This is a genomic window from Acinetobacter sp. YH01009 (assembly GCF_013420765.1).
Classification (GTDB): Bacteria; Pseudomonadota; Gammaproteobacteria; order Pseudomonadales; family Moraxellaceae; genus Acinetobacter; species Acinetobacter amyesii.
Map to the genome: position 1 here is coordinate 65,881 of NZ_VOYE01000014.1, position 22,510 is coordinate 88,390.

General features: G+C 43.3%; 18 protein-coding genes. 1 reads left to right on the plus strand and 17 read right to left on the minus strand.

What is annotated here, in order from left to right:
* Nucleotides 1–27 precede the first annotated feature (27 nt).
* From FTT76_RS13320 to moaA, 13 genes are all read right to left on the minus strand, one after another.
* A complete protein-coding gene (locus FTT76_RS13320) occupies nucleotides 28–3,183 on the minus strand; it encodes an efflux RND transporter permease subunit (RefSeq protein ID WP_180008160.1) in 3,156 nt (1,051 codons plus the stop codon).
* Nucleotides 3,173–4,399 carry an efflux RND transporter periplasmic adaptor subunit gene (locus FTT76_RS13325; protein ID WP_180008161.1) on the minus strand — a complete coding sequence of 409 codons (1,227 nt, stop codon included), beginning with the start codon at nucleotides 4,397–4,399 and terminating at the stop codon, nucleotides 3,173–3,175. The genes FTT76_RS13320 and FTT76_RS13325 overlap by 11 nt, the downstream gene beginning before the upstream one ends.
* A gap of 13 nt (nucleotides 4,400–4,412) precedes the next feature.
* A complete protein-coding gene (locus FTT76_RS13330) occupies nucleotides 4,413–5,735 on the minus strand; it encodes a TolC family protein (RefSeq protein WP_180008162.1) in 1,323 nt (440 codons plus the stop codon).
* Nucleotides 5,736–5,782: 47 nt separating this feature from the next.
* Entirely contained in the window at nucleotides 5,783–6,214 is a 432-nt protein-coding gene (locus tag FTT76_RS13335) for a cation efflux protein, CzcI-like (RefSeq protein WP_218948484.1), read from the minus strand.
* Between the two features lie 195 nt (nucleotides 6,215–6,409).
* Nucleotides 6,410–7,813: an amino acid permease gene (locus FTT76_RS13340; RefSeq protein WP_180008163.1), complete on the minus strand. Its 1,404-nt coding sequence runs from the start codon at nucleotides 7,811–7,813 to the stop codon at nucleotides 6,410–6,412.
* Between the two features lie 213 nt (nucleotides 7,814–8,026).
* On the minus strand, nucleotides 8,027–8,665 hold the full coding sequence (locus FTT76_RS13345; protein ID WP_180009450.1) for an ATP-binding cassette domain-containing protein: 639 nt from the start codon (nucleotides 8,663–8,665) through the stop codon (nucleotides 8,027–8,029).
* A complete protein-coding gene (gene modB, locus FTT76_RS13350) occupies nucleotides 8,652–9,350 on the minus strand; it encodes a molybdate ABC transporter permease subunit (protein WP_180009449.1) in 699 nt (232 codons plus the stop codon). The genes FTT76_RS13345 and modB overlap by 14 nt, the downstream gene beginning before the upstream one ends.
* A 3-nt stretch (nucleotides 9,351–9,353) precedes the next feature.
* Nucleotides 9,354–10,115 carry a molybdate ABC transporter substrate-binding protein gene (gene modA / locus FTT76_RS13355; RefSeq protein WP_180009448.1) on the minus strand — a complete coding sequence of 254 codons (762 nt, stop codon included), beginning with the start codon at nucleotides 10,113–10,115 and terminating at the stop codon, nucleotides 9,354–9,356.
* A 9-nt stretch (nucleotides 10,116–10,124) separates the two neighbouring features.
* Complete coding sequence (locus tag FTT76_RS13360) at nucleotides 10,125–11,375, minus strand: molybdopterin molybdotransferase MoeA (protein ID WP_180009447.1); 1,251 nt, start codon at nucleotides 11,373–11,375, stop codon at nucleotides 10,125–10,127.
* Nucleotides 11,372–12,295, minus strand: coding sequence for a bifunctional molybdenum cofactor biosynthesis protein MoaC/MoaB (moaCB, locus tag FTT76_RS13365; RefSeq protein WP_180009446.1), 924 nt, complete (start codon nucleotides 12,293–12,295; stop codon nucleotides 11,372–11,374). The genes FTT76_RS13360 and moaCB overlap by 4 nt, the downstream gene beginning before the upstream one ends.
* Before the next feature lie 51 nt (nucleotides 12,296–12,346).
* Nucleotides 12,347–12,913, minus strand: coding sequence for a molybdenum cofactor biosynthesis protein MoaE (locus tag FTT76_RS13370; protein WP_180009445.1), 567 nt, complete (start codon nucleotides 12,911–12,913; stop codon nucleotides 12,347–12,349).
* A 2-nt stretch (nucleotides 12,914–12,915) separates the two neighbouring features.
* On the minus strand, nucleotides 12,916–13,167 hold the full coding sequence (locus FTT76_RS13375) for a MoaD/ThiS family protein (protein WP_180004419.1): 252 nt from the start codon (nucleotides 13,165–13,167) through the stop codon (nucleotides 12,916–12,918).
* 2 nt (nucleotides 13,168–13,169) lie between these two features.
* Nucleotides 13,170–14,210, minus strand: coding sequence for a GTP 3',8-cyclase MoaA (gene moaA, locus FTT76_RS13380; protein ID WP_180009444.1), 1,041 nt, complete (start codon nucleotides 14,208–14,210; stop codon nucleotides 13,170–13,172).
* Nucleotides 14,211–14,221: 11 nt separating this feature from the next.
* Here moaA and FTT76_RS13385 point away from each other — a divergent pair, with 11 nt between their 5' ends.
* Entirely contained in the window at nucleotides 14,222–14,596 is a 375-nt protein-coding gene (locus tag FTT76_RS13385) for a hypothetical protein (protein WP_180009443.1), read from the plus strand.
* Here the strand turns inward: FTT76_RS13385 and FTT76_RS13390 are convergent.
* The 4 genes from FTT76_RS13390 to nirB form a co-directional block, all read right to left on the minus strand.
* Nucleotides 14,547–15,170, minus strand: coding sequence for an NTP transferase domain-containing protein (locus tag FTT76_RS13390; protein ID WP_373686555.1), 624 nt, complete (start codon nucleotides 15,168–15,170; stop codon nucleotides 14,547–14,549). The genes FTT76_RS13385 and FTT76_RS13390 overlap by 50 nt on opposite strands.
* Nucleotides 15,170–17,962 carry a nitrate reductase gene (locus FTT76_RS13395; RefSeq protein ID WP_180009441.1) on the minus strand — a complete coding sequence of 931 codons (2,793 nt, stop codon included), beginning with the start codon at nucleotides 17,960–17,962 and terminating at the stop codon, nucleotides 15,170–15,172. The genes FTT76_RS13390 and FTT76_RS13395 overlap by 1 nt, the downstream gene beginning before the upstream one ends.
* 267 nt (nucleotides 17,963–18,229) lie before the next feature.
* Nucleotides 18,230–19,840 (minus strand): nitrite reductase small subunit NirD, encoded by a 1,611-nt coding sequence (gene nirD, locus FTT76_RS13400; protein WP_180009440.1) that lies wholly within the window; start codon nucleotides 19,838–19,840, stop codon nucleotides 18,230–18,232.
* Nucleotides 19,841–19,952: 112 nt separating this feature from the next.
* Nucleotides 19,953–22,499, minus strand: coding sequence for a nitrite reductase large subunit NirB (gene nirB, locus FTT76_RS13405; RefSeq protein WP_218955905.1), 2,547 nt, complete (start codon nucleotides 22,497–22,499; stop codon nucleotides 19,953–19,955).
* Nucleotides 22,500–22,510: the final 11 nt, after the last annotated feature.

Here is a 22,510-nt window from a genome sequence, read left to right on the forward strand (position 1 = left end):
GTTTTAATCAAAATTGCTTAGTCTAGATTATTGAGATCGAGCTGTATTAAGCCAGCGGTAAAGCATAGGCAATAGCACCAAGGTCAGCAAGGTGGAAGAAAGAATACCGCCAATCACCACAGTCGCTAAAGGCCGTTGTACTTCGGCACCTGTACCTGTTGCTAAAGCCATTGGCACAAACCCTAAAGAGGCAACACAGGCGGTCATGAGTACTGGGCGTAATCGAAGTACAGCACCCTGCCATACGGCTTCATGTAATGGATATTTGTCTCTCAGCTCTTTAATAAAGGTCAGCATGACCAGCCCATTCAGCACAGCAACGCCTGAGAGCGCAATAAAGCCAATACCTGCCGACATCGAAAGTGGAATATCCCTAAACCAAAGAAACAGTACACCGCCCGTTAAGGCAAAGGGTACGCCAGTAAAGACCAGCAGGCTTTCTTTCACATTATGAAATACTGCCATTAATAAAATAAAGATGGTTAGTAGTGCTAAAGGGATGACAATTTGCATTCTTGCTTTGGCAGATGCCAGGTTTTCAAATTGACCGCCATATTCAATCCAATAACCGCTTGGTAATGCATATTGTTTCAGCTGAGTCTGCATATCCGCCACAAAAGAACCTAAATCACGGCCTTCAACATTGGCAGTCACTACAATACGGCGTTTACCATTTTCACGGCTGACTTGATTGATCCCATCTACATTAGACACTGTGGCAACATTTGAGAGTACAATACTGCCACCATTTGGCAACTTTAACGGTAGTTGTGAAATCGTGCTTACATTACGGTCTTGATCATTTAAACGAATAACAAAGTCAAAACGGCGATCGCCTTCTAAAATCTCCCCTACACTTTGTCCACCGACACTGGCTGCCACAGTATCCTGTATAGATTTAACGCTTAAACCATATTGCGCAGCCAAAGCCTTATCTATTTCAATATTTAATAAAGGCAAACCTGAGGTTTGTTCAACTTTTACGGCGCTACTCCCCGCAACTTGCTGCATAATTTTGGCAATTTTAGTGGCTTCTGTGTTAAGCACTTGCATATCATCGCCAAATATTTTAACGCCCACATCACTACGCACACCTGAGATCAGCTCATTAAAGCGCAGTTCAATAGGTTGGGAAAACTCACTGTTATTGCCAGGAATCGTAGCCACATAAGCCACCATACGGCCACGCAGTTCATCCACACTTTCTTTAGGGTTCGGCCATTCATTACGTGGTTTGAGCATAATATAACCATCGGAAATGTTCGGAGGCATTACATCGGTTGCCACTTCTGCTGTACCTGTACGAGCAAATACAGCCTGAATCTCTGGAAATTTTTTCAGCAGCAATTTCTCAGCGTTCTCCTGCATTTTTAATGATTCTTCTAGGCCTGTGCTTGGTGAGCGCATCAACTGAACTGCAAAATCACCCTCACTCAGCTGTGGTGCAAACTCACTGCCAATTTTGGTGCTTAAAAGCCCAGTAATGAGCAGTAAACACAGTGCAAAAGTCATCACTACAGCCTTGTAATGAAAGGCTTTATTTAAAATTTGAAGATACTGCTTTTTCAGCCAATTCATCCAACGGCTTTCTGTTTCTTTAATTTCACCTTTCACCCAAAGCGCTACAGCAGCAGGTACAAATGTAATAGACAGAATGATCGCCGCCACAAGTGCCAATACCACAGTTAATGCCATCGGATGGAACATTTTTGCTTCTACACCACTTAAAGCAAAAATTGGCAAATAAACCACTAAAATAATTAACTGACCGAATATCAGCGGACGGCGCGCCTGACGTGCAGCCAAAAAGACTTCTTTAAAACGTTCATTTTGCGTTAATGGACGCTTTAATGTTTGCTGTGCATGCGCCAAGCGGCGGATACAGTTTTCAACAATGACCACAGCACCATCAACAATAATCCCGAAATCCAGCGCACCTAAGCTCATCAAATTCGCGCTGATATTCTTTTGTGCCATGCCGGTTAAGGTAAACAGCATTGACAGCGGAATAACACAGGCCGTAATGAGTGCTGCACGGATATTGCCTAAAAAGATAAATAAAATGATGATGACTAGAATTGCGCCTTCAACCAAGTTCTTTTGAACGGTTTTAATCGCTTTCTCCACCAATGTGGTACGGTCATACACTGTTTCAATTTTTACCCCTTTGGGTAAGCTGGCTTGAATGTCTTTAATTTTGGAATCTACAGCTTTCGAGACAGTTCGGCTATTTTGTCCCATAGCCATCATGGCAATACCTAAAACCGTTTCTTCTCCGTTATAGGTTGCACCACCTGTGCGCAAATCATGCCCAATGGAGACTTGCGCAATATCACCCACCCGAATTGGACTGCCATTTGGGCTGTCAATCATGGTGTTTTCAATATCTGAAATGGTGTTTAAGGTTCCCGGCACTCGAACTGTTAACTGCTGACCATTTTCCTCAATAAATCCTGCACCACGGTTTTCATTATTTTCTGTAAGCGCTTGCTGTAATTGTTCTAATGACAGGTTCAGCTGTTGCATGCGGTTTAAATCAGGTGAAACCACGTAGGTTTTATTAAAACCACCAATACTGTTGACCTCGGCAACACCTTGTACACGCTGTAATTGCGGACGCACAATCCAGTCCTGAATTTCACGCAAATCCATCGCGCTATATGCCGTACCATCTGCTTTTTTTGCATTGGGTTCTGCTTTCAGCACCCATTGATAAATCTCGCCCAAACCTGTCGAAACGGGCGACATCGTCGGAGAAACCTGAGCTGGCAATGACGACTGAACTTCCTGTACCCGCTGATTAATTTGCTGACGTGCCCAGTAAATATCCGTACCGTCTTTAAAGACAATCGTGACTTGTGACAGGCCATAACGGGAAATAGAACGGGTCAACTCCAAATCTGGAATACCTGCCATCGCATTTTCAATCGGATAAGTAATCCGCTGTTCAACTTCTAACGCTGTAAAGCCATTGGCCTGCGTATTAATTTGCACTTGGGTGTTGGTAATATCAGGTACTGCATCAATCGGCAGTTTTTGATAACTGTAAATCCCGACGGCAATCCATGTGCAGACAAACAGCATCACCCAAATTGCATTTTGAATTGAAAACTGAATAATGCGTTCGAATAGACCTGCTGGCTTTGGCAAATTAATGTTCGTGTTCTCTGAATTAGTGTTCATGGCCAGCCTCATCTTTTTCCAGTTCAGATTTCAGTAAAAAACTGCCTTGGGAAATATACTTTTGCCCTGCCTCAAGACCCGAAATCACTTCTAGCCATTGCCCATCACTGGATGCTTGTCCAAGTTTTAGCGCTTGTGCTTTTAAATGCACTTGGCCTTTTAGCTCAGATTCAACAATAAAAATACTGTCTTTACTCTCTATGCTTTGTACGGCGGACTTTTGCACCCGTAATGCTTTTTTAGTATCTGAATCAGCCAATAGCACGTTGACCATCACATTCGGGCGAAGTTCAGCAGATTGTTGTTTTAATTTGGCACGTACCACCAAGCGTCCCGTTTGCACATCTGCCTTTGACGTCAGGCTTTGTACCTCTGCGCTATAGAGCTGATCTGAGCCATTGATTTTGAAAGAGACGTTTTGACCCGTTTGTAATTGTGCGGAATATTGATGAGTTAAGTTAAATTCTAGCCACAAATCTTTTAGCTGTTCAATGGTGAACAATTGATCTGCCAATTGCACATTTTCACCTACAACAATATCTTTTTGACTGATTACACCTGCAATAGGCGCACGAATGATAAATCGTCCATTTTGACCGCTATTCGCGCCCAAAGCTTGCAAGCGCGATTGTGTCGACTGTACGCTAATTTGAGCCTGACGATAGGCATTTTCAGCACGCTGAAAGTCCTGTTTGGCAGAAATCCCTTGAGACCATAGCTTTTGCTCACGCTGATAATCTTGGCGAGACAAATCTAAATTGGCTTCTGCCATACGCAAATTAGCTTGCTGATCAATTAATTCAGGCACAGAAAGCACAGCTAGAGTTTGCCCTTTTTGTACGGTTTGACCGAGTGCCACACTGACTTGCTCGACATGTCCGCTAAAATTTGGGGAAATATGTGCCTGCTGATCTGTATTGACGGCCAATTTACCCGGCAATTGAATAATATTTTCGACCAGACCATTTTCCGCAGTCGCAATTTTAATTCCTTGTTCTATCATTTGCTGAGCACTAAGCTGAAGTTCACCTTCTTCTGCGTGTTCTGCTTCAGCATCACTATCATTAGCCTCGTTATGCTCTCCCTCACTCTCAGTTTTATCTGCATCGGATTTGTTTGTACTTAACCAAATAGCAGTACACAGCATCAGCGTTAAGCCAATCAAAACTGCAATCATCAAAAGCTGTGAAATTTTTCCATCTTGTTTAATTTTCATGTGATTAACTGCCTTATTGTGCTGATGCGCTGTTGATGAGGGTTTGGGATGCTTCAATGGCTTTTTTATTTAGTTGGCTATAAGCATCTGAACGGCTGATTTCTTCATAACTAGTGCCAATACTTAGGGCTTCAGCACTGAGTGCGCTCTGCCAAGCCTGTGCCAAAATTTGTATTTGGCTAAGTCGAAGGTCTTGGAGTTGTTTTGTGGTTTGCTGTACATCTGTAATGGCAAATTTCCCTGCCTGAAAACCTTGCAAAGTTCGGTTTTGAACCTTTTCAGCCAAGCCAATCTGACTGCCTGTGGCATCAAACTGCGTACGTAGACCTTTAAGCTGGTGAATGCTGTTGGCGATGTCCAAAACTTGCTGTTTTAACTCGCGCTGTTGCTGATGATTTAATAAAATTTGCTGTTTTTGCGCCATTGGAATGGCATATTGCTGGCGGTTAAAAATATTTAGCGGAATATCCACACCAAGTACCAAGACCGTATCATTGGTATCTGTTGGAGACTTGGTACGTGACATGCCCATATTTAGGGTTGGGTTTGGACGTGCCTGTACTTTTAAATGTTCAATTTGCTGATTTGCCTGCTGAACATTCAAGGCATACAATTTTTGTAGCCAACCTTCCGATAAATTACGTTCAACTAAACTTTGGCTCTGTTCAGGCCAAGGTGTAACGCTGTTATTCAGTCCGATTTGCGACGTGGTTTCCCCCCATAAATTAGAAAGCTGACGCGCCACAGTTTGCTGTTTTAAAAACGCCTGTTGGTATAGACGTTGTATTTCCAATGCTTCAATTTGAGCGCGCTCCACATCCACCAAAGCGATACTGCCTGCCTGATAACGTTTTTGCGCACTGTCCAAATTAGATTTACTGAGTTTGAGCTGTGTAGCGTAAATCGATTGCTCATTTTGAGCGATGGCTAGCTGTGACCATGCATACTTCACAATCAGCTGACTTTGCGCGTTCCAAATCTGCTGTTGCAACTGAATTTGCTGTGCTGAGGTACTCGCGAGTGCTTGATTGATTTTACGCTGACCGAATACATCCAGTGGCTGGCTGATTGCGATACTGAGCTCTTGATCTTGATTTTTACCAAAACCATTTTGTTCAATCGATAGACTTGGGTTTTGCCATAGCTTGCTTTGACGCAGATTAAAATCAGAGATTTGCTGTTGTTGTTGCCAAATATCAGTTTGGGCTTGGTAGTTTTGTACTTTGGCAAATGCAGATTCAAAACTACTGACATTTTCCGCAAAAGTACTTTGTAAGGCCGTCGAAATACCGGCAGCTAAGCCTAGACGTATAAACGCCATAAAATATAAAGACATGATTTTTCCCACTCATTTATTAAAAAAAGTGGCGGGAATTTTTTAGGCTACCCCGCCATTAGCGGGGCATAAACAGGAGGAGGTGTTTGCAGTAATAAATCAGGGGCTTGATAAAGATTCTTCCAAACAAATTTTGGCGAATATTCAAAGCTCTGATGTGCAATAAAAAGAATCGATTGTTGATTTTGCACAATCAAATGCGTCATAGACGGCAAATGGTCTTGATGATCTTCACCGAGTTGTAGATCGTTAGCGATATTTTTGACTGGTTTGCTACTAGATTCATCAGATGCTTGATGCAACGAATGCTGTGGATAGGTTTCATTGCTAACGCATAAGATATTTTGATGATGACCAAAATGATAGCTTTGAACAACTTGAGTTTGCTCTTCATGCACACAGAAAGCGGCTGCCACGTTCCAAAGGCTTTGGAACATGAACAATCCAACTAAGACTGTTATCCATGTCGCAGAACGCATATTGCATCAATCAAGAAAATTTTAATGATTATAAAGCTTGGAGTTGGTCGAAGGTCAAGTGAATCTTTGAATTTGTTTAAACATGGCGTGCATTAGGGATCTAAAGTAATGCATTCGCTTTTATCCCCCTTGTATAACACGCTCTAAAGACAAACCATTGGTTCATGATTACGATTTTTATCGGTGAAACCTTTTTTAATTTAGTTCTGAATCATTCTTCAACTTGGCTTTTCTTGTCACAACTAAGCCGCAGAGAACCACCAATGTCGTGACACCTAAGGACAATGAAGTCTCATAACTGTAGGCTGGAGATAAAAACATATAGATCAGCACACTTAAGATCACCAAAATGACTGCCCATGTGAGCCATGGAAATAGCCACATTTTAAACGCAACCTCAGTTCCATTTTTTTCGATTTGTGTTCTCAATCTAAGCTGTGAAAATGCAATCACTAAATAAACCAATAAGGCAATTGAACCTGTGGTTGAAAGTAAAAATCCGAATACTTGGCCTGGAAATAAATAATTGACTGCACAGCAAATTAAGCCCACTACAGACGATGCAAATACAGCAATAGCAGGTACACCAGAGGCATTAATAGATGTGACCCATTGAGGTGCTTCTTTGCGTGTCCCCAATGAAAATAGCATCCTTGATGAACTATAAAGTGCGGCATTCATACAACTTGCAACCGCAATAAAGACTACACTATCAATAATCAATTTTGATTGAGGGACATTTAAACTGACCAAGACATATTGGAAGGTGCCTAATTGTTGTAATTGCGGTGAACGCCAATCTACCAGTGCAACCGTTATAAAAATTGAAACCACAAAAAATAAGATGACCCGATACAATACTAAATTGGTTGCACGTTTAATTTTTTGTTCAGGATCTTTTGATTCTGCTGCAGCGATCGATAGTATTTCTACACCAAAGAATGAAAATGCTGAAATCAATATTGCTGAAAGTACACCACCCAGGCCATTTGGCATAAATCCATCATTTTTGAACAGATTTTCTACACCACTCACGTCAGGTGCTAAGGGCCAAAATCCAAATATTGCGGTGAGTCCAATGGCGATAAAAATCACAATAGCCAAGACTTTTATCAGAGAAAACCAAAATTCAAACTCACCAAAACTTCGAGTACTAAAAAAGTTGGCTAAACTGAGAAGCACAATGAAGAATGTTGCAAATACAGCACTGGATATTGATGGGAACCATGCATGCAAAATTTCTGCACCGGCAATTGCTTCAATAGGAATAACTAAAACCCAAAACCACCAATATAACCATCCGATAGTAAAGCCAGCCCATGGCCCTATGGCTTTTCTCGCATAGGTTGAAAATGAGCCTGTGTCAGGTTGAGCTACTGCCATCTCCCCCAACATTCGCATGACTAAAAAAACCAATATACTGGTAATAATATAAGCAAGAACAGCGGCAGGCCCAGCTTTTGCGATAGCAGCAGATGATCCAACAAACAGTCCAGCACCAATTACACCACCGATACTGATCATTGTAATATGCCGATTAGATAGCCCTGCACCCAGTTTTGCAGTTGAATTATGTGTGGCTAAGCTATCATCATGCATCGATTAGATTCCCTGTCTGCACGGTCAGTCGTACAAATCATTATTTCCAAGATCATTAGGAATAAAAAAGGGAAAACGCTGTGTTCTCCCTTGTTTTGTAACAATTTAATCTAGAAAATGAGTTTTTCATAGTTCTAATCAAAACTTTAAGATGCAGCTTAATACCATTTTTTTATCTAATTCACTGTTATTACTTATATAATTTATATTTATTTAAAAACTTATTTGACCATTTTCTAGATACAAAATATGGGCTTTTAAATAATCTAACTCATCGCCATGATGCGTAACATATATCATCGGCAGCGCCAACTGTTCTTTCACCGTGTTTAAAAATGGCAATATTTGATCTTTCAGCCTGCGGTCCAGTCCTGTCAGCGGTTCATCTAACAGCAGTAAGTCAGGCTGTGACAGCAATGCGCGTCCTATGGAAACGCGCTGCGCCTCACCGCCAGAAAGTTCATGCGCCCGCCGTTTGAGCAGTGGCTGTAACTCAAGCAGATTAGTCACTTGCTCAAATTTAAATTTCGCATTTTCCTGAGCGCCTAAGTTCTCCGCATATTGCAGATTTTGCTGCACATTCATATGCGGAAAAATCCATGCTTTTTGAAAAATCAGCGCAATACTGCGTTGATGCATCGGCACGTTAATCTTCTGCGCCGTATCGAACACATCACGCTGATTCAGCGATATATAACCTTGCTGCGGCTGCAGCAAACCAACCAAATTTTTCAGCAGCGTAGACTTGCCGCTGCCTGATGGCCCCATAATGCCAAGCAGCTGTTCTTGCATCTGCAGCCGAGCCTGCAATTGAAAATCTGCATATTGAAACTGAAAATCACACTGAAGCATGGCCGGCTCCGAGTTTTCGCTGATAGCGCTGTAAAATATAATAATTGGCAATCAATGCGCCAAAAGCCGCCAGCAGTGAAAGGATCACTAAACGCATTGCGGATTCTTCGCCATTGGGCTGCTGTATCAGTGAATAGATAGCAATTGGAATGGTTCGGGTTTCATCAGGAATATTACCCACAAAGGTAATGGTTGCGCCAAATTCGCCTAAACTTCGGCTAAATCCTAAAATGCTCCCGATTAAAATGCCCGGCAATGCCAGCGGCAGGCTAATTGATGCAAATACCCGTAACGGATGCGCGCCTAGTGAGCCTGCAACCTGCTCCAGCTGCTGATTAATCATTTGAAAAGACAAACGGATCGGCTGCACAATCAGCGGAAATGACACAATCATGGATGCTAAAACGGCGCCTTTCCAATTAAAAGCCAGTTGAATGCCCCATTCATTGAGCAGCTTGCCGATCCAGCCATTTGAACCAAACAGCACCAATAGCAGATAACCTAAAACCACCGGCGGCAGCACCATCGGCATTTGTAACAGCGCTTCGACTAAAAATTTCAAATGAAACTCATAGCGCGCCAGCACCCAAGCCAGCCCAATAGCAAATGGCAAGCAAAATACAGTGGCGCAAACGGCAACCTTAGCCGACAGAAACAAGGCGCTCCACTCTTCTGGGCTGAGCATGCTTTAGCCTTTCACACCAAAGCCATAATGCTTAAAAAGCATTTTGCTTTGCGCATGGTCTTTAAGATAACGGTAAAACTTCACGGCCTCAGGTTTAGCTGCGCCTTGATGTGTTAAAGCCAATGGATAAATGATCGGTTGATGAGTATGATTTGGAAAAATCCCGGCTATTTTAACTTTAGAACTGATCAGCGCATCGGTACGGTAAACAATCCCCGCTTGGCACTCACCGCGTTCAACAAAAGCCAAAGCCGATCGTACATCATCTGTCCCGACAATCCTTCCATTCAAACTTGATAGCCAGCCCAACTTGGTTAGGCTTTGTTTGGCATATTTTCCAGCAGGTACAGACTCCATTTGCCCTGTACATAAGTGACCTTTGAATGCCTTGGCAAAATTAAACTGCGGCACGGCTTTAAATTGCATATTCACCGCTTTAGGCGTAATCAGCACCAAATCATTGCTTAGCATGTTGAATACTTGCTTTGCAGGTATTTTCTGTTTTTGCACCAAATAATTCATCCAGTCCACATCTGCTGAAAAATACAAATCACTTGGCGTACCGGCTTCAATCTGTTTGGCTAAAGCAGATGACGCGCCAAATACTGGTACAATTTTGATGTCTGGATTCTGTGCCTGATATTGCTTTGCAATATCGCTGATAGCATTGCTTAAACTGGCTGCAGCATAAATTTTGACTGTTTCCGCCTGAGATGCGCCAGCAATGAAGCTCAGTCCTAGTGCTAAAATAAATTTGAATCGCATAGCAAACTCCTAATGCTGAATAAATACGCCTTGAAGAATTTGTCCTGCTTGCACAGACTGCCCTGCAGGAATCCGAACAATGCAATTAGCTTGCATTAAATTGCTCAACATATGCGACTGCTGTTTAGACAGGCTGGTTAGTTGAAGTTTACCTTGCTTATCAAACTGAGCCGACATTCTTAAAAACCGCTCACGTGCATCTGCTTTTAGGTCATGTGTCATGACTGCGCTGAACCAGTCCAGCGCAGGTGTTTGACCTTGCAAAGCTTTCAATAATGTATCTGTATAAATTTGCATGCCGACATAAACAGCAGCGGGATTGCCTGGCAGTCCGAGTAAATAACAGCAGGTGCTGTCTGGACGTGAGTATTGTGCAAACAGCATCGGTTTACCGGGTTTTTGTTTTACTTTCCAGAAAATTTGCTGAAAACCGATGTCCAAGGCCGCCGGCCGAACAAAATCATAATCACCGACAGATATGCCGCCAGTCGTTAAAATTAAATCAAAGCTGTCTTTTAAACGGTTGAATAAATCTAAAACCGCCTGTTTTTCATCTGCAATATGAATCACTTCAACTTGGACGTGCTGCGACTGAAACCATGCTGAAATCAGCGGCGCATTGGCATCAAATATTTTACCTGCACGGTAATCTTCTATATTTTGCGCAACTTCATCACCTGTAATTACGACCGCAATTTTCGGATAGGCAAAAACTTCGCAGTGTGAAATACCAGCCATACTGAGTGCTGCAATTGATCCAACCGTCAGCTTTTGACCACGCGCTGCTAAACATTGTCCAACTGAAATTTCCTCACCTGCATCTCGAATATCTGCATGCGGGCTTAAGGCTGCAGTCAGTTCAATCTGCGGTGTATCCGCCTTTACAATTTCTTGCCGCGCCACAGTTGCTGTGCCTTCAGGAATTGGCGCGCCAGTAAATATACGGACAGCTTGCCCTGCTTTTAGGCTTATTTCAGCCGTTTGCCCTGCACGGATTTCTCCAATGAGCTCAAATTGAGTGCCTGCTTTAATTTCACCCGCTGCACAAATGGCATAGCCATCCACTGCGCTTTGTGCAAATAAAGGCAGCTGAATTGGTGAATGTACATCTGCTGCCAAATAATGGCCTAAAGCGTGCTGAAGCACCAAAGTTTCATGCGCCAAATTTTGCGTATGTGTCTGAATCAGCGCAAGTGCTTCGTCCACCGAAATCAGTCCTGCTTCAGCACCGCAGCCTGTATGCAATACGGCTTGGTTCATTGGTAGCCTCCTGTATGGGGAATATTTTTCTGCACATCAAAGAGATGTACCAAGGCAGGTAAAATGGCAACCAGTGATTCTTTTGCGCCTTGTCTGCTGCCCGGCAGTGTAATCACCAAACTGTCATCAATATAACCAGCAACACCGCGGCTGAGGGCTGCATAAGGCGTGCGTTTCTGCCCAAAACTGCGGGATGCTTCCATTAGCCCCGGAATTTCTCGTTTTAACAGTGGCTGAATGGTTTCTACGGTTAAATCTTTCGGGCCAAGACCTGTACCGCCCACGGTCAATATCAGCGGATATAGCGTCTTATGCTGTTCAATAAGAGCCAAAAGCTGTACAGGACTGTCCGGTATCACTTGATAGCTGATGTTGCTGAAATTCGCTTCTTCTAAAATTTCGAGGATATTTTGCCCAGCGGTATCCGGTTTTTTACCGGCAGCAACCGTATCTGAAAGCACAATAATCGATGCCGATAAGCTTTCTTTCAATACACGGGTAAAATGTGATTTTCCGCCTTTTTTCTTTTGCAGTTTCACTTGATCTAGGCATAAATCTTCAGGCTCACAGTGCGGTTTCAGCATGTCATACAGCGTTAAACCGGCAAGACTGACAGCAGTTAAAGCTTCCATTTCCACACCTGTCGGGCCAATGGTTTCAACCACTGCACTGATTTCGACATGCGCCTCAAATAATTCATACTCCACATCTGCACGGTAGATCGGCAGCGGATGACAGAGCGGAATGAGTTCATCTGTACGCTTTGCGCCTAATATGCCTGCAATACGTGCGGTTTTCAGCGCGTCGCCTTTTTCAGTATTGCCATTACGCAGCAGTTCAATGCAATGTGGCGGCGCATGCAGTATTCCAGTTGCAATGGCTGTACGGTAACTTTCCGCTTTCATGCCCACATTTTTCATTGCTTTGTCCTTATCTTATTCATTTGCATTTGCAGTATTAAATTTGGGGTTTTATAGATGCCATTGGTAAATATTGGCGTTCAAATGCATGGTCTGATGGCTGTTTTGATGTGCATATTCACATGATTCGCCATGAATATGAGCATGCTGCGCTGCATGAGCTGTCGCCTCAGGCGCATGATCCTTACGAATACAGCAACCCTCTACATATTGGCTGCTGCCGTCCATATAAAACTCTTCTTTCCACACCGGCACTTCATGCTTCACCCGCTCTACGGCCTCTTCACAGGCCGCAAAAGCCTCACGTCGGTGCGGCGCATAGGCCATGGCGATAATGGCAGTATCACCGACCTGCAGCGCACCAATACGGTGTACAACCCGTACATATGACACGCCGTATTTGGCTTGAATTTCCTGCTCAATTTGCCGGATCATTTTTTCAGCCACAGGCGCATAAGCGGTATATTTCAAAGCTTTTACCGCTTTGCCTTCATGGTGATTACGCACCGCGCCTATAAATACGCCGATACCGCCACATTCAGGAAACGCCTCAATACTGTCAAAATCGGCTTGGCTGAATACCGTGTCTTGTATGCGTGGAATATGCTTGAGCTCCATATTCAGCCTCCCGCCACAGGTGACAGCAGCACAACGGTACTGTCCTGCATCAATGCGGTTTGTCTTGGCACAATGTCTTCCCCAATGGCACAGGCGCAGCGCTCAAGCATGCTGAATGATTCTGGAAATTGATTTGCAACTTGCTGCAAAACCTCTGCAATTGACTGCTGTGCCAAGCAAGTCAGACTCAAATGCGCTGGCAATAGACGCTCAATAGCGCCAAAAGATTCAATTTTGATGGTGATTTGAGTCATCATTAACCTCCAATCATATGCATGCTGATTTTTCTGGTATTGCTAGTACTAGACGCTGTAATCGTGTGAAAGCCCTGTTCTTTTTGCCAAATATAGCTGCCAAGTTTGTTTTGCATGTTCAACGTATCCAGCGGATTTTCATTTTCAGCCAGTGTGCTTTTAAGTGAGCGTATGTCCTTGCTCAGGTCTAAGCCTTTTTTTGCAAATAAACAGTTAAAAAACTCACCTTGAGCATTCAGTCTTAAACGGTCACAGCTACCGCAAAATGAATTACTGATGGTTGAGATAATCCCAATCGGTAAACCGTTTACTTCATAGCTGCGGGCTGGCGATGCACCTTGCCCACACAAGATGTTCACCTCAAAAACGGTTTTCAATGTCGTTAATATTTCTTGTTCAGTGACAACGGAATCTTTAGTCCAGTTTTGATCACCGTCTAAAGGCATGAACTCAATGAAGCGCAGCTCAAAATGCTGCTGCTGTGCCCAATAAGTTAAAGGAATAATCTGCTGATCATTCAGACCTCTAATCAAAACTGTATTAATCTTAATGTCAAAGCCCGCTTGCTTAGCCGCTTCAATCCCTTCTAATACTGGCTGTAATTGTTTTTGCGTCAGCTGAAAAAATTGCGCTTCATCCAAACTGTCTAAACTGATATTTATGCCATCTAAGCCAGCTTGTTTTAGGGCCTGTGCATATTGTTTCAGATAATGTCCATTGGTGGTCATGGATATACGTTTAAGGCCTAGCTTTCTCAGCTGTTGCAGCTGTTCAATAAAATGCACAACGCCTTGACGTATGAGAGGTTCGCCGCCCGTGATCCGGATCTGATCAATCCCGCGCAGCACCATAAACTCACAAAAATTGTAAAGTGATTCAAAGCTGAGAAGATTATGCTTTTTCATCCATTCAGGGTGTTCAGGCATACAATAGACACATTTAAAATTACAGCGGTCTGTCACTGAAATGCGCAACTTGCGTTTTTCACGGCCAAACTGATCCTTAAAAATGGTCACTGGCTGTAATTGTGTCATGCTGTTCATGTTTATCTTCCATGGCGTTGTCATTTGCCCTGACTTTGCACAGTACAAATTTTGCGCCCTCTTTTCTTGCAGTAAAAATTGCAAGAAGTGTTCCAACTTTGCGCTTTTTTGAATATTTTTACAGGTTCTTTGGTTTTTATGTTTTAATCAACAATATCAATAATTTATGTTCATTTGATCAACATCAAAAACACAAATTGACGTTAAGACACCGATCAGTAGGACAAAAGCAGGTAGCTTTATCGCTAAATAAATTAGCAACGATCTTTTTTATTGACTCAAAACAGTACATCAAATTCATCAATTCAAATGAAAGCTCATCAAAAGGTACAGCTTTTAGAGAAAATTCAGCTGACGGTACTGCTGCAGCTCATCCAAAGAATTAATACTGTGAAAAAAGAGTGCATGGTTCTGAAAACGTGCAATTTGCATGTGCATTTCGGCAAAACAGCCTTTTAAACTGCGCTGTTTTTGATCAAGATGCGCCTGCAATGTTGCGAGACTGCTTCGTTTCAGCAAGCAAAATGGATACAGTGCTTTACCATTAATTTCCACAACAGCCACTTCACACATGGGATGCCGCTGCATGGCCTGATGCAATCTAGAAAGCACTTTCTTCGGGATATAGGTCACATCGCACGGGACAAACAAAACATAATCAGACTGTACATGTGACCACGCGCTTTTAATGCCCATCAACGGACCTAAAAAACCTGCTTCATCATCTTTATACAATTTTATTGAAGGAATCATGCATTCATAGATTGAATGGTCACGATGGCTGTTGATCCAGACATTTTCAACCCGTGATTTCAACTGCTGATGGATCTTAATCAGCTGAATTTCATTATCAAATTTTTGCAGCACTTTATTCATTCCGTTCATTCTGCGGGCCTGACCGCCCGCCAAAATGACTAAGTCTGTTTCTGGATAGCCTACTGATTTGGTGATTTTCTTCATCATTCTGCGTACTCCGTCTGACAGGCTTTAATCAAACCCCGTATTTCTGCTAAGCACGAACCGCAATTACCGCCGGCTTTTAAACATGCTGTGACTTGTTTTTCATGGCTAATATTCTTTTCTTTAATGGTTTCGATAATGGTATTTTTGCCGACTTTAAAGCAGCTGCACACCAGCGGACCTGCACTGTTGGTCATATTCATTGGCTGACCTGCCAGCAGCGCTTTGCGGTGCATTGCGCTCAGCCGTTCACGCTTAAACATGCCTGCAATCCAATCACGATCAGGCAGCAATGCTCTAGGCGCAATATACAAGCTTGCAATCAGATGACCGTCTTGCAGAACCACAGAATGGCTTAAATGTGCCGTTTGATCCTCTAAATTCAGCCATTCAAATGATTCGTCAGTAAATGGCAGCAAGTTTTTCAGCTGCTGCGCTGTAGTGCTGAATTTTTGACGGTTTGCAAGTTCATAGCGAGTAGCTTTTGCTGTGGTGACTTTAGTCCACCACACCGTGTTTTGAATGGTATTTTGCACCATTTGCTCAAAGCCGTCACGTACATACAGTACACCTTGCCACTGTGTATAAAACGGCTGTACAAATACAGGTGTATGTTTAAATTCAGGCTCACCAGATAGTGAATCGACCACAGGATTCACCACTTTGCCTATACGCGCATCCGATGCGACTTGGTCATTCCAATGAATTGGCGCAAAGATTTGACCGCGTCGAATTTTACTGCTGACCTGTGCACGTAAAATACATAAGCCCCAGTTAGATTTCACCTCAACCAGTTCACCATCTTTAACACCAAACTTCAGTGCATCTTGCGGGTGTATTTCACAAAATGGTTCGGCGATATGTGTACTCAAATTTGCAGATAAACCCGTACGGCTCATGGTGTGCCATTGATCACGGATACGGCCAGTATTTAAAACCAGCGGATATTCGCCGCAAATCTTGTTCAAAGGGTCAATAGCGGTTGTTGCGACAAACTTAGCTTTGGTATCGGCATGGCTGAATTGGCCTGCTGCAAACAAACGGCCGACTGCATCAGCGCTCTGATCTAACTGCCAAACTGGCCATTGCACGGGCTTTAATTCAGCATAATCTTGTGCAGATAACTTACTTAAACCCTGCAAGTTAAAGTAGCGAAAAGACTCAGTTGTATCACGTTGATCTAAAGGCGCATTTTGATAAGCAGATAATTTTGCATGTTCAATAAATATGTCATAGCTGCTGCTGTAGTCAAAACCTGAAAACCCCATTTTTTTCGCAATTTGCGCTATCGCCCACCAGTCTGCTCTGGCTTCACCCGGCGCATCTAAAAATGCAGTTTGACGTGAAATACGGCGTTCAGAATTGGTAACGGTTCCGTCTTTTTCACCCCAGCCCAATGCAGGTAAAAGCACATCTGCATATATTGCTGTGTCTGTGTCTTTGCAAATATCCGACACCACTACAAACTCGCATTGCTCTAAGGCGCGTTTGACTTGATCTGCATCTGGCAAGCTCACAACAGGATTGGTGGCCATAATCCAAATGGCTTTGATTTTCCCGCTTTCTACAGCCTGAAACAGATCAACTGCTTTTAATCCCGCTTTATTGGCAATAAATGGACTTTGCCAAAACGCTTGTACTAATGCCTGATGCGCCGAGTTATCGACATCTAAGTGCGCTGCCAGCATATTGGCTAAACCGCCAACTTCACGCCCACCCATTGCATTGGGCTGACCTGTCATTGAAAACGGCGCCGCGCCTAATTTGCCAATTTTGCCAGTCAGCAAATGGCAGTTAATAATACTGTTGGCTTTGTCTACACCGCGCGAAGACTGATTAACCCCCATCGAAAATAGCGACATAACTTTGTCAGTTTGCGCAAATTTTTCAAAAAATAGCTGTAATTTTTCTAAAGAAATACCTGTACGCTCAGCAACTGCTGTCATAGAAGCTTCTGTTTTACTTTGCTCCAGCGTTTGCGCCAAACCTTGAGTATGTTTGGTGATAAAATCTACATCACTATGATTATTTTGTACTAAATACTGCAGCAAACCGTTGAACAGTGCGACATCTTGCCCCGGTAAAATTGGCAAATGCAAATCTGCAGCCTCACAGGTACTGGTAAAGCGCGGATCAATGACCACCACGAACAAATCACGTTCTTCTTTGGCTTTCATAATGCGCTGATACAGCACGGGATGGCACCATGCTGTATTGGATCCGACCAGCACCACCATATCTGTATGCTCAAAGTCTTCATAGCTTGCTGGTACAAGGTCTTCACCAAATGCACGCTTATGTGCCGCCACAGCCGATGACATACAAAGCCGTGAATTGGTGTCAATATTTGCAGTACCTAAATAGCCTTTGACAAATTTGTTAACGGCATAGTAATCCTCCGTCAGCAGTTGGCCCGACACATAAAAAGCGATGCTTTCACGTCCGTAAAGATCTATACATTGCTGAAATTTTTCGGCAATCAGTGCTGTTGCTGTGTTCCAATCTGTAGCCTGACGAGTATGAAATGGTGATGTTTGACGCCCAAGCATCGGCTGTAAAACACGTGTTTCTAATCCAATCGTATCGGCTAAGTTACTGCCTTTAATGCACAGCTTGCCATAGTTTGATGGATGGTTCGTATCGCCAGTCACACTGACTTTTTGCCCTAAAGCAGTCTGTTCAACTGTTGCGCTCACGCCGCAGCCGACACCACAATATGGACAGGTGGTTTGCGTTGTTTTAATTTTATTTTCTGTGGAGCTATGCAGTTCCACGATCGGGATGCTATTCACTTCTGCCGGCTCCTTTTTCCAAACTCAATTAATTGAGTGTTACGACCAATTTCAAAAGATGACTAAATTATTTAAATTTAAGTTAAAACTAACTATCGTGTGGTGGCATGGATGCCACCGTTGGGCGGGGTATAGGATGTACCCTTCGCCCAACAAAGGATTTTTGTCACTTTTGATCCTTCAAAAGTGAGGCAACACCTACGCAAATACAAATTTCTTAAAAATGAAATTGCGCGGTCGTGACTATATTCTTTGATTAATAATGAATCACCCTGCTTTCTTTAATGCAAAATCCTTACCAAACAGCAATTTGTTTCGGATACTTGAAATTGGAGTTTGATCTGAAATCAATTCTGCATACCACGCACCGTCTTCTGTATCACCAAACAGCACAGCGCCAATCACTCTATCTTTTTGAATAATAATGCGTTTATAAATTTGACGCTTTTCATCATTCAAAATGATGTCTTCAAAATCATCCTGCGGTTCAAAGTTTCCTGCTGAAAATACGTCACAGCCGCTGACTTTTAACTGCGTCGGAACCATAGGCGCTTTGAAGGTTAAGCTGCCATGTTCGGCCAAATGCGATGCACAAATGAATGCCTGTCCCCAAAGCGGTTCAACTAAACCGAAAGTTTGGCTTCGGTGTTCAATACATTCACCCACCGCATAAATACTCGGATCAAAAGTTTGCATGGTGTCATTCACCATGACACCGCGGCCGCAGCGCAGTCCTGCACTTTGCGCAAGCTCAATATTCGGACGAATACCCACCGCAAAAACCACAAGATCTGCATCTAAAACAGTACCGTCTTGCAAACGCAGCTGCTTCACATGGCCATCTTCACCCATCAACTCTTGGGTATTTGCTGCGGTCATGATTTTTATACCTTTTTGTTCAATCGCATGATTGAGCATTAAGCTGGCTTTTTCATCTAACTGACGGTCCATAATACGATCCATCAAATGCAGTACTGTGACATTCATGCCACGCTGTTTCAGGCCATACGCAGCCTCTAGGCCAAGTAAACCGCCGCCAATCACCACTGCATTTTGCTTAGATTTACAGTAATCCAGCATGCGGTTTACATCATAAATATCACGGAAGCTGAGAACACCTTTTAAGTCAGTTCCCGGTATAGGCGGAATAAATGGCTTAGAACCTGTCGCTAAAATCAGACGGTCATAATCGATGACCAAGCCTTTTTCTGTGTATACCTGCTTGCGCGGACGGTCTATGCGTACCGCCGCATCACCTGCTACAAAACGGATATTTTTGTCTTTATACCAAGCATGTGAATGCAGCATGATATCTTCAATGGTTTTATCACCTGAAAGCACAGGGGAAAGCATAATTCGGTTGTAATTACCCCAAGGTTCTTCACCAATGACCGTAATTTCATAACGCTCTGGCGCCATATCCAGCAGATCTTCTAAGCAACGCATACCTGCTAAGCCATTGCCGACCAAAACAAGTTTCATCAACTCAGACGATGGCGCGTTATTGGTAATATAGGTTTTTTGAGCAGTTGGACTAATCAGCACACGGCCATTTTCAATTTTGCTTGGAAAAACCAGGAGTTTTTGGTCTTTATCTTCTAAGCAGCGTCCAGTAGCAAGGCTGAAATGCTGTTTATAAATGGGTGATGCCACAACACGCTCACCCTGCAAGTCACCAATAATACCGCGGGACATAACATAGGCTTGACTAAACGGATCTTGATTGCTCAGTGCATAAACCCGCTTTTCTTCACCGACACGGAATATCGCAATTTGCTGATTTTCAATCAGTGCGCCCACACCTGTATTTGGCGTAATATCTTCTAATGCACAAACATCAAACCAGTCTAAATCATTCATTTCTTTTAAAATTGTCATATTCTTGATCCTTTTTAAACTTCTTTTAGTTCACCATCTTTCGTTTCCGCTTTAACGAGAAACCGAATAAGGATGTAAATCAAATAAAAGAAGTTTTAAATTCGTTATTCTCTTAAGCTTCAACCACTGGAATGCGTGACGAATCGCGTTCAGCTTCTGTTTTGGGTCTGATTTGACCGCGAACGGATGCAAACTGAATATGCGGATCATTTTGCTGTTCTGCTTTTGCATTCACGAAAGTCACAAAGCGTTTACGTACGTCAGGATCTTCTACAGCAGTACGCCATTCATCTTGATATGTACCCACAACATGGCTCATACGGCGTTCAAGTTCACCCGCTACGCCAAGCGAATCATTCACAACGACATCTTTCAGGTAATCTAAACCGCCTTCCATGTTGTCGCGCCACACAGAAGTACGCTGCAAACGGTCTGCTGTTTGAATGTAGAACATAAAGAAACGGTCAATGTATTTGATCAATGTTTGCGTATCTAAGTCTGATGCCAAAAGCTCTGCGTGACGCGGCTTCATACCGCCGTTGCCGCATACATAAAGGTTCCAGCCTTTTTCAGTCGCAATCACGCCAACATCTTTACTTTGCGCTTCAGCACATTCACGGGTACAGCCTGATACTGCCATTTTCAATTTATGCGGTGAACGCAGGCCTTTGTAGCGGTTTTCTAGGAAAATCGCCAAACCCACAGAGTCGTCTACGCCATAGCGGCACCAAGTACTGCCGACACATGATTTCACTGTACGCAATGATTTACCGTATGCATGGCCAGACTCAAAACCAGCAGCAATCAATTTTTCCCAGATTTCAGGCAGTTGATGCACTTGTGCACCAAACATATCAACACGCTGACCGCCTGTAAGTTTGGTATATAGACCATATTCTTTAGCAATTTGACCCACGGCAATTAATCCGTCCGGAGTAACTTCACCGCCAGCCATACGCGGTACTACTGAATATGAACCATCTTTTTGGATATTGCCGAGGTAGTAGTCATTACTGTCTTGCAAGCCTGCATGGCTTGGTTTAAGTACAAAATCATTCCAGCAAGACGCTAAAATATTGGCAACTGTCGGTTTACAGATATCACAGCCTAAACCATGGCCATGCTGTTGAATCAGGTCATCAAAGGTTTTGATTTCGTTCACACGTACCAAGTGATAGAGCTCTTGGCGTGAATAAGCAAAGTGTTCACATAAATGGTTATTTACAGTTACACCTTGACGCTGAAGCTCCGATTTAAGTACTTGAGTGACTAATGGCGCACAGCCGCCGCAAGCTGTTGCAGCTTTAGTACATTTTTTCAATGCGCCTAAAGAAGTCGATCCGTCAGCAATGGCTGAACAAATATCTGCTTTAGAGACGTTGTTACATGAACAAATCGTTGCGCTGTCTGGCAGCAGATCGACACCGCTTCCGCCCGATTTACCTGCAGATTGTGCATAGCCAGGCATGATTAGGCTTTCTGGGCTTTCAGGAACGTCTAAGCCATTCAGCATCATTTGCAGCAGGTCATTGTATTCTTTAGCACAGCCCACCAATACTGCACCTAGCAGCTTAGTTTTCTCTGCATTCACGACAATTTTTTTATAAACCTGAGCTGCTTCATCTGCATAGAAATAGCTTAAAGAATTTGGTGTCATTGCATGCGCATCGCCTACAGATGCAACATCAACTCCCATCAGTTTCAGCTTGGTGCTCATATCTGCACCAGCGAAAAGCGTGCAGTTTTGTTCCATCACATGCTTTGCTGCAATACGCGCCATGTCATAGCCCGGCGCAACCAGGCCATAAATTTTATTTTGCCAAAGCGCACATTCACCAATGGCATAAATGTCAGGGTTTGAAGTTTGGCAATAGTCATTAATCGCAATTCCGCCACGCTCACCAATGGCTAAACCGCTTTGGCGCGCTAATTCATCGCGTGGGCGGATACCTGCAGAGAATAAGATGATGTCGGTTTCCAGTTCAGAACCATCACCAAACTTCATTACATGCTTCGTATTTGCACCGTCTTCAATGCAAGATGTTGCTTTTTGCGTATGGACTTTAACACCTAGATTTTCAATTTTTGAGCGTAAAACTTTACCGCCTAGATCATCAATCTGAACTGCCATTAAGCGTGGTGCAAATTCAACAACATGGGTTTCTAAGTTTAAATCACGCAGCGCTTTTGCTGCTTCTAAACCCAATAAGCCACCGCCGATCACCACGCCCGTTTTAGCATTTAGGCTTGCGGCACGGATGGCATCCAAGTCTTCAATGGTACGGTACACAAAGCAGTTTTCACGTTCATTGCCTGGAATTGGTGGCACAAAAGCGTATGAACCTGTTGCGAGCACTAGCTTGTCAAAAGAAAGAATATCACCGTGATTGGTTGTGACCGTTTTATTGCGCTGATCAATTTCAACCGCTTTGGTGCTAAGGCGTAAATCTATACCGTATGCATCGGCAAAGTCGCTGCGGCATAGGGTTAAATCTTTAGCCGATTTACCGCTGAAATATTCAGTTAAATGCACACGGTCATAGGCTAAACGCGGCTCTTCAGCCAAAATGGTTAATTCAACATCATCACCTGCGTGTTCCAGTACAGATTCGATAAATTTATGGCCAACCATGCCATGTCCAATCATGATGATTTTCATATTCTTTCTCC